The sequence below is a fragment of the Cohnella mopanensis genome (assembly GCF_022352055.1).
Taxonomy (GTDB): Bacteria; Bacillota; Bacilli; order Paenibacillales; family Paenibacillaceae; genus Cohnella; species Cohnella mopanensis.
The window spans coordinates 239,266-252,617 of sequence record NZ_JAKRWM010000002.1 but is presented as its reverse complement, the minus strand read 5'-3'; the positions used below and the strand labels follow the sequence as shown (position 1 = coordinate 252,617).

The window sequence follows — 13,352 nt, the reverse complement described above, 5'->3', positions numbered from 1 at the left end:
CATTGTCGCATATTGCGACAATGGGAGCAGATTGCAGCCTATCTTTGAAGTCACAAAACCCGCGAAGTCTGCATCATTGAGCGAAAAAAAGAGACTGTCCCAGTATCTAACTGGGACAGTCTCTGGTTCAATGATTATCCGTGCGCTTCCTTCAATTTAACGCTGTTAAAGTCCGTTCGATAATAACGGATCATGACGGCCGAGCCGAGGGCGACGAGGAACGAGTAAAGCGCAAGCCATGCTCCCATGCTCCCCCAATCGAACACGATAACGAAAAGATAAGTGAGCGGAATGAACATGAATATACTGAGCACGAACGAAGCTCTCATCAAGAAAGTCGTATCCCCGATTCCTCGCAAACCGCCGGCATAGAAGTTATAGAATCCATCGAAAATTTGCAGATAAGCGGACACTTGGATCAAATACGCAGCTAGTTCATATACACCCGGGTCATCGCTGTACAATCGTGCTATCGGAACCGCCCAGATTAATTCGACCGTACCGAGCAAGACCAAGAAAATGGAACCCAGAATCGCAGTGCTCGTTCCTGCTTTTTTCGCCAAATCCGGCCTTCGCTGCCCGATCTCCTGTCCGACCAAGATCGTCGCCGTTGAACCGAATGCGAATGCGGGCATGAAGCCGAACGACATAATGCTTAGCGCAACCTCGTTCGCTGCCGCGGCTAAATCTCCTAACGTCAAGACGAATATCGTGAAAATATACATCGAGACGCTCATCGAGAATTCCTGCAAACCCAGCTTTCCGCTTTCAACGGAGATGAGCTTGAGTTCCTTCCATTCCGGCTTTTGCAGCTTACGCGTTTGATAACGTTTGTGCATTGGTCCCCAGAATACGGCTAAACAGATCAACAATTGTACCGCTTCCCCAATAAGCAAAGCGTATCCGGCGCCGATGATCCCCATATCCGGCAGCCCCCAGTGGCCGTATGTGAGTCCATAAGTAAGCCCGACCATGAGAACATTCGCCACGATGGATACGATCATTGATGTTCGAGTGTCGCCCACTCCGCGGAAAAAGCCATGAAATACAAAACTAATAATCCCGAAGGACATCGCGTAAAACCGCAATTCCAGATAATCCCCGCCCGTCGAAATGAGATCGGCAGATCCGCCAGTCAATTTTAAGACGGCACCGCTCGCGAGCCAGCCTGCCAACGCTATGATGAGCGCAACACCAACGCTAACAATGAGGGCCAAATATGTCCTTTGCATCCCTTTGCGCATTTCTTTAGCTCCGAAATTTTGCGCTACGAGATAGTTAATCGAGTGGCCTATCCCTGAGAAAATGGCGAACACGTTGTACATAATAATGTTGGACACGCCAACGACCGCAATGACCACGAAACCGAGATCGCCGACGACGATCAAATTGATCGTCCCGGTTAACGTTTGCGTTGCAAAAGCGAATAGTGATGGGAGAGCCAGCATGAGAATGCCATACCAGCCTTTGAGAAGTTTCATGATGTTATACCGTCCCCGCTAACATTGATGTCCTCATTTTCTCTGAGTTGCCTCTATTAGTCAATGAACGAATCGGTTTTATTTTTATCCCATTATGCTATATTTCAACTATCGCTTTACCGCCACGACACGCAAACGCCAGTAGTCCGCCGTCCATAATCCATTGTCGTAGAGAGGAGTTTGTTTCAGGTTTTCCACTGCCTCGCTCATCCATTGTCGGACTTCCGACTCGCTAGCCTGCGGGAACATCGCCGTCCCGAACATCTCTAACCAACCTTTCATTCCCTCTTCGCCGTTCTCCAATCTAGTAGGGCGCTCGAAAAGATTCGCGCTCCTTACTTCCATCCCGTATACCTCAAGTAACTTCGCATACTCTCCTATGGTTGGAAAATACCATGGCATCACGAATGCTTCGTCCCGCCCATTCCGATGCATTGTTTCCTGCACGGCTTCGATAATCGTCGCGACATTCCGATAACCCCCGAACTCCACGACTAATCTTCCTCCGGGGCGAAGCCCCCTGATCATGCTGCTAATCGCGGATTCCGGATCCTTCATCCAATGTAGAGCCGCATTACTGAATACCGCGTCGTAAGATTGTTCCGATCTCCATTGCATTCCATCCGCGCATTCGAAGCGAAGAGTCGGGTATTTCATGCGTGCCCTTTCGACCATTTCCGGGGAAATATCCACTCCGATTACTTCTGAGCCATAAGTGGCGATCTGCGCAGCAAGATCACCGGTTCCGCAACCGAAATCTATGATGTTTTCCCCGCTTTTAGGCTGCAGCCAACGAACCAGGTCTTCTCCATACTGGGACACAAAACTCATCGATTGATCGTATACATTAGCTTCCCAGTTTACTTTTTGCTCATTCGCTTTGTCTGTCATACCCGCCTCATCTCCTCATGGATTTTGGATAGCTAAGTTATAACACACGTTTCTTAATAGTTAAAATATATATAATCTATTTATTATATAGATGTTGACTATAATCATTGCGATTCAATTAGCATAGGACACAAAAAAACCAAACCTAGGCGGCTTGGCTCCTGTTTCCTTATGGCTGAACGTTCACTTCTTCCAGAACAACGATGGTTTGTGAAAAACCTTATACCTCGCCGGCTCTTCTTTAGCCAGATGTTCCACTTTACTCACATTCGCTTCCGATACGGTTGCAAACTTGCTGTCTTTAGTCCAGGGCTGCTCAAAGTAAACCTTACGAGCTTTGGGATCAAAAGCCTTTACGTGATTCAGATTGACCAGATTAGTCCGATCTAATCGTTCAAAACCGACCTCTTTCAATACAACCATCAGTTCTTCAAGAGTCGTGGGATAATAATACATGGCATCTTTAGTATAGAATTCCGGTCCGTCTGCAGTAGGTCGAATAGCAATTACATCCGCAGGATCAAGTTTCACCGGATTTCCATTAGAATCAAGAAGTGCGATGTACGACATTATTATCCCCCCCGATATTTTATTCATTTACTTTTAATTCGTCCGGAATTTCTGGACGGTATATTATAAACCAACTGGCAGTACTAACAAAAACCGCAGCAATCAAAACTAGAATTTTTGAAATAAGAATCGCCCCATTACGTTTCATATTACCACCTCCTCATATATGGTATTAAGGTAATTGCTTGTAGCAAATGGGCTACCGCTATGGTTGAACTCATGAAAATAAAATTACTTGAAATAAGTAATACTGATATTAATTTCAACAGAGGGAAATACTTTTTTGGAATTCTTGCATGATTGATAATATTAGCAGGTGCAAGAAATAGCGCAATTAGTAAGCTTATACCAATAATAATAATTGTCAATTCCGGTGCCAAAGGAATGTGGGGAGCAACCGAAATCAATATGGTTGATACTATTGAACAATTAATTGCCTTTTTCAAGTGCAGGCCACCGGAGAAAAAACGAAGAACAATAAATGACATCAAACCAATCATTGTAAGTTCAAGGCTATTAGTTATTATCCCAATGATAACAATAAAAACGACAGTTAAAGCGGTATGAAGAATGACCACTAAGGAAAATTTCATAACCTCAATACTTGCGGTTTTTGTAGGTTCAGCTTTTTTTATTGCTTCAGCCATTTTTAATGCAATGGAATCAATCAATACGCTCATCCTTTCTAACCGTCAAGAAAATAAGAACAAGCATTGAAACCATTAAAAATATTGACACTAATAAGTACGGAGGACTTTCAGTAACCATTAATAAGAGGTTAGCAATGAATACAGTGAACAATGAGATTACAATAAAAAGTAAAAATAATCTATTTTGTTTACTGAAAAACTTTGATTTATTTATTCTATTGTAATTCTCAACAAAACTGAACCCTCCTTTTAAAACTACGATTAGAACTGTTAATAAAGCCATCACTAATACGGAAGAGGTTTGTAACAAATATCCATCTCTTGTATACGGCAATAATTCCTGCACAATCCCAAAATGCATATAAATACCTGCAAAAGTCCATTGAACTATAAAATTGAGTAGATATCCGGTTATTACCATAACAGCAGAATTAAACAATGTAACTTTCAAAAAGAAATAAAAGAACAATATGATCAATAATGTTTGAATTAGCGATGATGTTGCTTGTAAAAACTCAGTTTGTAATGTTTGGGAAACAAGACTCAGAACAAGGGCAAACACTCCAAATTTAAGGGAATTTTCTCTAAAGCTGAAACGAAATAGTACGAGGATAAAGGAAAAAGATGCAAGATACTCTATTGTTGAAAAAAACATGAAGCCTGCAAATTGCATTTTATTTACTGCTCCTCCACTTAATATCGAAAACAAAAAATTTATTAATACTATTTTATCATTTTTATTAGAAAACGCATCCATTTTTTCTCGATATATCAGTAGTTAAACCAAATAATACTCCATATTTCCTATATTTAATGGTATAAAAGAAGTGTGCGAATATGAAATACCTGGGAGAGACGCAAGAGATAGGCAATATTTTTTCGATTTTCTCAAATTGGATCTCTTGATTGCTCAACCGCAAACCTTTGTTTATTGGTTGTTCTGCTTTTCAATCCTAGAAAACCAACCTTCAAAATTAATTAGAAGAATTGCTTTATTAACTTTTATCCATTCGGTTTATACCGATGCTCTTATCCTTGTACTTCCTCTGCATCTTCATGTCATCAATTCTCCAATAGCCGGCATGCTCCTACTATTCGTTAGTTCAAAGAGACTAGCATAAAGAAAAAACTTTTTCTCATGCTTTTTTCATTTTTCCTTAGTATTGTAATGGACAACTGGAATAACGATGAGACAACCATTAAAGTCATCGATATTATCAAAATCATGGGTAATCTCGTAGACAACACGTTTGACGAAACGGAGATTCTCCCTCAAGATGAGCGGCAAGTACATGCCTCAATCAGAATAACGGACGATAATGGGATAGAGCTTCAAATTTCCAACAAAGGCAGCTCACTTCAAGCAACAGATAGGGAGCGCATCTTCCAGCCGGGCTACTCAACTAAAGGAGAGGGTCATTCGGACTTGCCATCGTTCATGAACGTGTCAAGTACTACAATAGCGAGTTGGATCTACTATCGAACGAAGACAATGACACAACCGTATTCGTATTACCCTTCCGCAATATGCTGTCTAACATTCCCATTATACCCATGATATTAAGCTTTACTTAACTCTACCTCTCCCTGAGAATAAGTAGAAACGCACTTATTCTCATAGGGAGAGTGACGAATGAAAAGCTACGCAACCCGTCTCAGTATCCTTATGCTGCTGATGTTTGTAGGTATTGCTACGATTCCTACGCCTTCAGGCCATGCAGGCAATGAAATTAAAGTTACATATAACAATCAAAGAATATCATTTAACATGCAGCCCATCGTCCAGAACGGCAACACTTACGTGGAAGCGCGGCCATTGTTGCAACCGCTCGGACTGCAGGTCGATTGGATCAGCAAAAGCAAATTCAAGCTCTCGAAATCAAATCTAGCAATTATTATGGAGCTTAATAGTAAGTCAGCCTCTCTGAATAACGCTGCCGTCACGATCGCAGCCGCTCCGCTGCTGAAAGGTTCAACGCTCTTTCTGCCTGTTCGTTCCGTTGTTTCCCTATTGGGATTCTCATTGAATTGGACTACGGCTTCGCATACGATCGACATATCCGGCAAAGAAGCTCCTCCAGCGCTTAGTCCGTCTTACAAAATCGTTGGCTATTATCCATACTGGGCGACTTACCAGAAGTTCGATGTAGCCCAGATCGCGGCTTCGAAAATCACGCATCTTAATTATGCATTCGCCAACATCAAGAACGGCTTGGTCGTGAATGGGGATTACTGGGCGGATCAAACGAACTTCGCTCAGCTCCGTACACTTAAGCAAGCTAACCCTAAGCTACAGTCGCTAATTAGCGTAGGCGGATGGACATGGTCCGATACGTTCTCCGACGTTGCGTTATCCAACTATACACGTACTAGATTCGCTGAGAGCGCAGTGAAATTTATCCGTGACAACGGCTTCGACGGGATCGATCTGGACTGGGAGTATCCGGTATCGGGAGGATTGTCATCGAATGCCGCTAGACCCGAGGACAAGCAAAACTTCACGTTACTCCTTCGGACGATTAGAGATAAGCTTGATGCCGCGCAACTTAAGGACGGCAAAACTTATTTGTTAACGATAGCCGCAGGCGCTTTTCCTGCTTACGTGAATAACGTGGAGGTAGCTAAGGTCGCTGGAATCGTCGATTGGATCAATTTGATGACCTATGACTATTACGGAAGCTGGGAGAAACGAAGCAATCATAATGCGCCTTTATACGCAGATCCCGCCGATAACAATAGTGCTAAGTCTAATATTAATTATACGGTTAACCTGTATCTCAGCGCGGGGGTTCCATCTAGCAAGCTGATTATGGGAATTCCGATGTATGGACGGGGCTGGACGGGCTGCGGTCCCTCCAACCAAGGTTTATATCAAGCATGCGAAGGCGCTTCGCAAGGAATTATAGCTGACGGTATCCATGAGTACGGCAACTTGGAGCAGCAGGGCTGGATCAACGGAAACGGATTTGTCCGCTACTGGAACGACAGCGCTAAAGTTCCTTGGCTGTACAAAAAGTCGACCGGCACTCTAATCAGCTACGAAGATCCTGAATCGATCGCCTACAAAGCGGGGTATATCCGTTCGAAAGGACTTGGCGGGGCCATGCTGTGGGAGTTAAGCCAAGACACCAACCAAACCCTACTAGACAAGCTAGTCTACTCGTTAAAATAAAAGCGTTCATTCCCTTCGTGTGATGACAAGGAAGAACGGACACTAGAGACCTTATTTGCTGTATAGACCTTTGTTTCCGGATACTTGCGGACACTACAGACCTTATTCCCCAAAATCCCATGCGTTTCGGGACCATTTCGAGCAAATAAGGTCTCTCATGTCCGTTAGAAAACGATTGGACCCTGAAATTCACAAATAAGGGCTTCTGTGTCCGTTTGGGTGAAGCCTAAACACGCTGTCATGTTCTTATTGCTAGAGAACGCAATAATCATAAAAAAAGCACCCGTGAGGGTGCTTTTTCCATGAACCATCATTTTCCCTGAACATTCATTACCCGGCGCTTATTGTACGCCATGCAGCCTGTACACTCTTGCTTCATAAGGACGCAAGTTAACCGATGCAATAGACTCCGCAGAGTCCACTTCATAATTGCTAATGATCAATTCACGTGTATCATGGCTCAGTTGCGTCGGGAGATCGAACGTGACGGGCTCCTTGAAGAAATTCAAAATCACGAGCCAGATTTCTTCTCCGAGCTTACGCGTGTATGAGTAAATCGAGTCATGGTCCTCTAGGTATAATTCATAGTCTCCATAAACCATCACCTCATGCCGCTTACGCAAGGCGATTAGCTCCTTATAATAGGCATAAATCGATTGCGGATCTTGGACCGCTTGCTCTGCATTGATTGTTGAGTAGTTAGGGTTCGTCTCGATCCACGGCGTGCCTGTCGTGAAGCCCCCATTATCCGTGGCGTCCCATTGCATCGGCGTACGAGCATTGTCGCGCCCTTTGACGTAAATCGATTCCATCACTTGTTCGTTACTTTTGCCCTGCTGGGTTGTGGCATCACGGTACATATTGAGCGTCTCGATATCTTTGTAACGATCGATCGAATCGAACTTCACGTTCGTCATGCCGATCTCTTCACCTTGATAAATATAAGGCGTACCCTTCAGGGTATGTAGCAATGTCGCCAACATTTTCGCCGAAACGCTTCTGTATTCACCGTCATCGCCGAAACGCGATACCATTCGCGGTTGATCGTGATTATTGAGATATAGGCTATTCCAGCCGTCGTTCGCGAGACCGACTTGCCACTTATGCAATATCCCTCTTAATTGACCTAACGTCCATGGAGCCAGATCCCACTTCCCTCCGGTCCCGGAGCCGATATCCATATGCTCGAATTGGAACACCATTTGCAGCTCTTTGCGGTCTTTTCCCGTATAGAGCTTAGCTTCGTCCGCCGTAACTCCAGGCATTTCGCCCACAGTCATGACATCATACTTAGACAATACTTCCCGATTCATCTCTTGCAAATATTCATGTATGCGAGGCCCGTTCATGAAATATTCGCCGCCCCAAGCATACCGATCCGTACCGGCGTCGGGCAGTTCGGGCACTTTGGATATAAAATTAATAACGTCCATGCGGAAGCCGTCAATCCCTTTGTCCAGCCACCAAGTCATCATGTCGTAGATTTCTTGCCTTAATTTGGGATTGTCCCAATTCAAATCCGGTTGCTTCTTGGAGAAAACGTGCAAGAAATATTCGCCGGACTGTTCATCCCATTCCCAAGCCGATCCGCTGAACACGGACACCCAGTTGTTCGGCTCTCTATCGTCCTTGCCCGGTCTCCAAATATAATAATCGCGATAAGGATTATTATCCTTAGATTGCCGTGACTTCACGAACCAATCATGCTCATCGGAAGAATGATTCACGACGAGATCCATAATCAGCTTAATGTCCCGCTTATGCATCTCGGCAAGCATTTCTTCCCAATCCGCAATCGTGCCGAACTCGTCCATGATCGCTTGATAATGGCTGATGTCGTAGCCGTTGTCGTCATTCGGCGACTGGTACACGGGACTTAACCATACGACGTTCACGCCAAGATCCTGCAAATAATCCAACTTAGAAATAATGCCGCGAAGATCGCCGACGCCATCTCCATTGCTATCCTTGAAACTTCTTGGGTAAATTTGATACACGACCGCTTCTTTCCAGAACGCTTTGTTCATTCCATTAACTCCCTTGCTAAATCATATAATTGTAATATTACTATTGCCTCTAAGGAATATCTAGTTTTTTCGATGGTATCAACCCAGCCCAAAAAGCACCTTTAGAGGTGCCTTTTGGGTTTATTCCTCTACAAGTTTATCGGTTCAGCAAACTACCTACATAGCGCAGTAGCTCGTTCGCGCAAACCGGACAATAATGGTGCTCGTCGATAAGCCGCTTGGTCACCTCGTTAATCCGCTTCAGTTGGCTTTCGTCCGGCGTTTTCGTCGACGTCGTAATTTTCACGATGTCCTTCAGATCGGTGAACAGCTTCTTCTCGATCGCTTCCCGCAGTCGGTCGTGCATACTGTAGTCGAACTTCTTGCCTTTGCGCGAATACGCGGAAATCCGAATGAGAATTTCTTCGCGGAACGCTTTCTTGGCATTCTCGGAGACGCCGATTTGTTCTTCGATCGATCGCATGAGCCGCTCATCCGGATCCATCTCTTCGCCCGTTAACGGGTCCTTGATCTTCGACCAGTTACAGTATGCTTCTATGTTGTCGAGATAATTCTCGAACAGCGTGCGCGCGGACTCCTCGAACGAATAGACGAAAGCCTTCTGGATTTCCTTCTTCGCCAGATTATCGTATTCCTTGCGCGCGACCGAAATGAAGTTCAAATATTTCTCCCGCTCCTCCCTCGTAATCGAAGGATGCTGGTCCAGACCGTCTTTGAGCGCGCGCAGGACGTCGAGGGCGTTAATGCACGGCAAATCCTGCTTGATGAGAGCACTGGAAATCCGATTGATTACGTAACGAGGGTCGATGCCGGACATTCCTTCCTCGACGAACTCGTTCTGCATCTCCTTGAGATCGGCTTCCTTATACCCTTCCACTTCTTCACCGTCGTACATTCGCATTTTCTTAACGAGATCCATTCCTTGTTTCTTCGATTCCTTCAAGCGGGTCAGTATGGAGAAAATAGCGGCGGCTCGCAAGGCGTGAGGCGCGATATGAACGTGGCTCATATCCGATTGGCCGATCAGCTTCGTATATATTTTCTCTTCAGCCGACACCTTCAAATTGTACGGAATCGGCATAACGATCATACGCGATTGTAACGCTTCGTTTTTCTTGTTCGATATGAATGCCTTATACTCCGATTCGTTCGTATGCGCCACGATCAATTCGTCCGCGCTGATCAACGCGAAACGGCCGGCTTTGAAGTTGCCTTCTTGCGTTAACGAGAGAAGGTTCCAGAGAAATTTCTCGTCACACTTCAGCATCTCCTGAAACTCCATCAATCCACGATTCGCCTTATTTAACTCGCCGTCGAAGCGGTAGGCACGCGGGTCGGACTCCGATCCGTATTCCGTAATGGTCGAGAAATCGATGCTTCCGGTCAGATCCGCGATATCCTGGGATTTCGGGTCCGAAGGGCTGAACGTCCCGATGCCGACCCGATTTTTCTCCGAGATTAACACTCGCTCGATGGGCACTCGTTCGATTTCATTCTCGAACTCCAGCTTTAATCTCATCTGGCACGAAGGGCACAGATCTCCTTCAATGCGTACGCCCAGCTCCTTTTCTACTTCCAGACGAAGCTCGCTGGGAATGAGATGAAGGGGGTCCTCCTGCATCGGGCAGCCTTTAATGGCGTATACTGAACCTCGGTCTGAGCGTGAATATTGCTCTAGCCCTTTCTTAAGTAATGTTACGATCGTGGATTTCCCGCCGCTGACCGGTCCCATCAATAACAATATTCTCTTGCGAACGTCAAGCCTTCTAGCGGCGGAATGGAAATATTCCTCCACCAGCTTCTCCATCGTTTGGTCCAATCCGAAAATTTCGGAATTGAAAAAATTATATTTTTTACTACCACCCCGCTCCTCTACTCCATGGGACACGATCATATCGTATACCCTTGCGTGAGCGGTCATCGCCGGAGTATTGTCGCGGCGAAGTAGATCGATGTAATCCCGAAAAGTGCCCGACCAGCTTAATTTCTCACTCTCGGCCCGATACTCTGAGATCCGACTGAAGATGTCCATGCCGCTTCCTCCTCGCAACTTTCTCTACTCTTGACCTGACGTAATACATACTTATGCGAGGGAACGGACGAATTTGACCTTACATTACTTTTACATTACGCATTTCATTCGAAATCGGTGTGATATAATGGCGATATTCTACAGGATAGCTGTTCCAAAAGCAGGAGGGAATCCGGTGGCCGTCAAATTAGAAACCGAGCTTTATCCGCCGGTCAAAGGCTTTTTTACCGAAAGAGGCTATGAAGTTAAAGCGGAAATTCGAGGTTGCGATCTGGTTGCCTATCGGGCCGATGAGGCTGATCCGATCATCGTAGAAATGAAAAAAACATTTACGTTGCCCTTGTTGCTCCAAGGCGTCGATCGTCAAAAGACGGGCGCAACGGTCTGGCTGGCGGTCGAACGTAACCGAACCAAACGCGGAGCTCATAACCAAAGATTTACGGAGATCACCGCTCTATGCCGACGACTGAATCTCGGTTTCCTTACGGTGACCTTTTTCCGGACGAAATCCGCCATCATCGAAGTGTGGTGCGAGCCTGCCGGGATCAGCGGATTCGCGGCGGCTGCTTCTCCCGTGTCCGGTAACAGGGTCGCAGAGACTCCTCCCCTATATCAAACCGCTCCAACGGGAAGACGCAAAGCCAAAGCCGCAAAACTGTTGAAGGAGTTCCACGCGCGAAGCGGCGACTATAACGTCGGGGGCAGCACGAAGCGCAAGCTAATAACCGCCTATCGGGAAAGGGCAATCCAATGCGCGCTAGCGCTTGACTGCCATGGTCCGTCCGCCCCCCGTCAGGTGAGAGATTGGACCCACTGCCCTACGGCGGCATCCCAGCTCCAACAAAATTATTACGGCTGGTTCAGGCGGGTCAAGAAAGGCGTCTATGAGCTGACGCCGTCCGGTAAAGCCGCATTGCTGCAATACTCCGACGTGACGAAAGTATGGGCTAACCAATTTCCGTGGGCTTCGCACTATTTAGAAATCTTAAACAATCAGATCGAAGGAGTAACATCCCAATGAACGAACCGGAAATTGAACTAGGCCCACTGGATGCCTATATGGATTTACCTGCGGAAGTGACGATCGAGGATACTCCATACTGGCTTGTCCGTACGTCCGAAGGACGATTTCGTTTGTTGCTGGCACTATGTCCGCACGCGGGAGGAGACATCCGGCCGATGAATGACGTCCTCTTCTGCCCTCTTCATTTCTGGACTTTCCATGCGGAGAGCGGAGTTTGCTTGAACGATCCGTCCGAGAGGCTTATGCAGCGCAACGTAACGGTGAAAGAGGGGCGGTTATACGCGGTCGGAGACCCTTATTAACTCCTCGACCAGCGCCCCGTAAACTCCGCTATGCTCTCTTCAAGCCTTGACAGCCCTAACTTCATTTGCCGCTCATCCGCGAAAGCGTGGGTCATTCTCAGCGAGTTCGCCCGGGGATCCTTCACATAGAAAGGAGCACCGGGTTGAAAAATAAGCCCTTTAAGCCACGCGCCGCGTAGCAACGCTTCCCCGTCCAATCCAGAAGGCAGAACGAGCCATAAATGAAGGCCGCCTCTCGGTTGTACCCAACTTAGATCTTCGATCCCTTTGCGCGCCAATTGCTCAGTCATCCTTCTCATCCGTTCCGCGCATTGGACGCGAAGCATATCATACAACGGCTCAAGCGGTTGCTCTTCGATAAGCTGCGATAAAGCTTGTTGTTCGATTGGATTAGCCAGAAACTCATCCCGCGCGGAATCTATCTTCGGCTGAGACTGAACGGAATCGGTTGTACCCGCGATCCAGCCGATACGCAAGCCCGCTACTAATCCGGGCGGAAATTGGCCGATGGACACAATGCCCGGCTCCAACCTGCGGTGAGCACGGAGCTCGGCCGGGTCGTAGAGCAGCATCTCTTGACGATCGTCCGTCACGAGCAGCACTCCGGCTTCCCTGCACCTGATCTGGACGGCCGCTTTGTTCTCGGGGCTCCAGCATACTCCCTCGGGATCGGTTAAAGAAGGCGACACGTATACCATCTTCGGGCGATACCGGAACAACGCGGTCGTAAGCGCTTCTGGATCCATCCCTCTGCGGTCTCCTTCAACCGCTTCCACTCTGAGCCCCGCTTTGCGGAAGGCCAATAGCGCCGATCGCGAAGTCAGCTTCTCGGTTAGGATCGTATCTCCCGGAGCCAGCTTATTGTCCAATAGCCAAGCAAGCGCCCCGTCCGCCCCCCTCGTCATCCTAAGTTGATTGCTATGGCCGCCCGTCTTGCCCTTCAGCAAGCCTTTCGCCAGTTGCTCCCTTAGCTTCTCCTCCCCGTGGATATCGGACTTCCTTTCCAATATCCCTAATTGTTCCGTTGCCGCGAAGGCTGCGGCCGCTTCCACCCGCTCTTCCCAATCCGCCGAGGAAACTAGTCCTTCCTTAGGCCATCCGCCCATCCAGTTAATAATCGAACTCAAGGCGTTCCCCTCCCATGACGATGTTGGCCTTGGTTCATTTATATGCCTGCGACGAGGAGGACAAACCATGATTCGA

At 46.8% G+C, this 13,352-nt stretch carries 13 protein-coding genes; 4 read left to right on the top strand and 9 right to left on the bottom strand.

Going from position 1 to position 13,352, the window contains the following annotated elements; translation table 11 throughout:
* Positions 1–134: 134 nt before the first annotated feature.
* The 6 genes from L3D05_RS05280 to L3D05_RS05255 all read right to left on the bottom strand — a co-directional run bounded on the left by L3D05_RS05280 (position 135) and on the right by L3D05_RS05255 (position 4,265).
* On the bottom strand, positions 135–1,481 hold the full coding sequence (locus L3D05_RS05280) for an MATE family efflux transporter (RefSeq protein WP_239614966.1): 1,347 nt from the start codon (positions 1,479–1,481) through the stop codon (positions 135–137).
* Positions 1,482–1,589: 108 nt separating this feature from the next.
* Positions 1,590–2,372 carry a class I SAM-dependent methyltransferase gene (locus tag L3D05_RS05275; protein WP_239614965.1) on the bottom strand — a complete coding sequence of 261 codons (783 nt, stop codon included), beginning with the start codon at positions 2,370–2,372 and terminating at the stop codon, positions 1,590–1,592.
* A 183-nt stretch (positions 2,373–2,555) separates the two neighbouring features.
* The gene (locus L3D05_RS05270) at positions 2,556–2,942 is read right to left on the bottom strand and encodes a LytTR family DNA-binding domain-containing protein (protein WP_239614964.1); all 387 of its coding nucleotides are present in this window, start codon (positions 2,940–2,942) and stop codon (positions 2,556–2,558) included.
* Between the two features lie 19 nt (positions 2,943–2,961).
* A complete protein-coding gene (locus tag L3D05_RS05265; RefSeq protein WP_239614963.1) occupies positions 2,962–3,090 on the bottom strand; it encodes a cyclic lactone autoinducer peptide in 129 nt (42 codons plus the stop codon).
* A gap of 1 nt (position 3,091) precedes the next feature.
* A complete protein-coding gene (locus L3D05_RS05260; protein ID WP_239614962.1) occupies positions 3,092–3,613 on the bottom strand; it encodes an accessory gene regulator B family protein in 522 nt (173 codons plus the stop codon).
* Entirely contained in the window at positions 3,606–4,265 is a 660-nt protein-coding gene (locus L3D05_RS05255; protein ID WP_239614961.1) for a hypothetical protein, read from the bottom strand. Before L3D05_RS05255 ends, L3D05_RS05260 begins: the two co-directional genes overlap by 8 nt.
* 465 nt (positions 4,266–4,730) lie before the next feature.
* On the opposite strand from L3D05_RS05255, the gene L3D05_RS26675 reads away from it, so the two are divergent.
* On the top strand, positions 4,731–5,150 hold the full coding sequence (locus L3D05_RS26675) for an ATP-binding protein (protein WP_369417947.1): 420 nt from the start codon (positions 4,731–4,733) through the stop codon (positions 5,148–5,150).
* Positions 5,151–5,225: 75 nt separating this feature from the next.
* Positions 5,226–6,764, top strand: coding sequence for a glycosyl hydrolase family 18 protein (locus L3D05_RS05250; protein WP_239614960.1), 1,539 nt, complete (start codon positions 5,226–5,228; stop codon positions 6,762–6,764).
* A 341-nt stretch (positions 6,765–7,105) separates the two neighbouring features.
* Here the strand turns inward: L3D05_RS05250 and L3D05_RS05245 are convergent, their stop codons facing one another.
* Together L3D05_RS05245 and L3D05_RS05240 are read right to left on the bottom strand one after the other, a co-directional pair.
* On the bottom strand, positions 7,106–8,791 hold the full coding sequence (locus L3D05_RS05245; protein WP_239614959.1) for a glycoside hydrolase family 13 protein: 1,686 nt from the start codon (positions 8,789–8,791) through the stop codon (positions 7,106–7,108).
* A gap of 136 nt (positions 8,792–8,927) precedes the next feature.
* Positions 8,928–10,823 (bottom strand): PrkA family serine protein kinase, encoded by a 1,896-nt coding sequence (locus L3D05_RS05240; RefSeq protein WP_239614958.1) that lies wholly within the window; start codon positions 10,821–10,823, stop codon positions 8,928–8,930.
* A 175-nt stretch (positions 10,824–10,998) separates the two neighbouring features.
* On the opposite strand from L3D05_RS05240, the gene L3D05_RS05235 reads away from it, so the two are divergent.
* Together L3D05_RS05235 and L3D05_RS05230 are read left to right on the top strand one after the other, a co-directional pair.
* Positions 10,999–11,844, top strand: coding sequence for a DUF2161 domain-containing phosphodiesterase (locus L3D05_RS05235; RefSeq protein ID WP_239614957.1), 846 nt, complete (start codon positions 10,999–11,001; stop codon positions 11,842–11,844).
* A complete protein-coding gene (locus L3D05_RS05230; protein WP_239614956.1) occupies positions 11,841–12,149 on the top strand; it encodes a Rieske (2Fe-2S) protein in 309 nt (102 codons plus the stop codon). Before L3D05_RS05235 ends, L3D05_RS05230 begins: the two co-directional genes overlap by 4 nt.
* Here the strand turns inward: L3D05_RS05230 and L3D05_RS05225 are convergent.
* Complete coding sequence (locus L3D05_RS05225; protein ID WP_239614955.1) at positions 12,146–13,276, bottom strand: aminotransferase class I/II-fold pyridoxal phosphate-dependent enzyme; 1,131 nt, start codon at positions 13,274–13,276, stop codon at positions 12,146–12,148. The two genes, L3D05_RS05230 and L3D05_RS05225, sit on opposite strands and share 4 nt — an antisense overlap.
* Between the last annotated feature and the right edge of the window lie 76 nt (positions 13,277–13,352).

Excerpts from the sequence above, each read along its gene's own strand:
- L3D05_RS05280 (WP_239614966.1), bottom strand. The coding sequence starts at position 1,481 with ATGAAACTTCTCAAAGGCTGGTATGGCATTCTCATGCTGGCTCTCCCA.
- L3D05_RS05275 (WP_239614965.1), bottom strand. The coding sequence starts at position 2,372 with ATGACAGACAAAGCGAATGAGCAAAAAGTAAACTGGGAAGCTAATGTA.
- L3D05_RS05270 (WP_239614964.1), bottom strand. The coding sequence starts at position 2,942 with ATGTCGTACATCGCACTTCTTGATTCTAATGGAAATCCGGTGAAACTT.
- L3D05_RS05265 (WP_239614963.1), bottom strand. The coding sequence starts at position 3,090 with ATGAAACGTAATGGGGCGATTCTTATTTCAAAAATTCTAGTTTTGATT.
- L3D05_RS05255 (WP_239614961.1), bottom strand. The coding sequence starts at position 4,265 with ATGCAATTTGCAGGCTTCATGTTTTTTTCAACAATAGAGTATCTTGCA.
- L3D05_RS26675 (WP_369417947.1), top strand. The coding sequence starts at position 4,731 with ATGCTTTTTTCATTTTTCCTTAGTATTGTAATGGACAACTGGAATAAC.
- L3D05_RS05250 (WP_239614960.1), top strand. The coding sequence starts at position 5,226 with ATGAAAAGCTACGCAACCCGTCTCAGTATCCTTATGCTGCTGATGTTT.
- L3D05_RS05245 (WP_239614959.1), bottom strand. The coding sequence starts at position 8,791 with ATGAACAAAGCGTTCTGGAAAGAAGCGGTCGTGTATCAAATTTACCCA.
- L3D05_RS05240 (WP_239614958.1), bottom strand. The coding sequence starts at position 10,823 with ATGGACATCTTCAGTCGGATCTCAGAGTATCGGGCCGAGAGTGAGAAA.
- L3D05_RS05230 (WP_239614956.1), top strand. The coding sequence starts at position 11,841 with ATGAACGAACCGGAAATTGAACTAGGCCCACTGGATGCCTATATGGAT.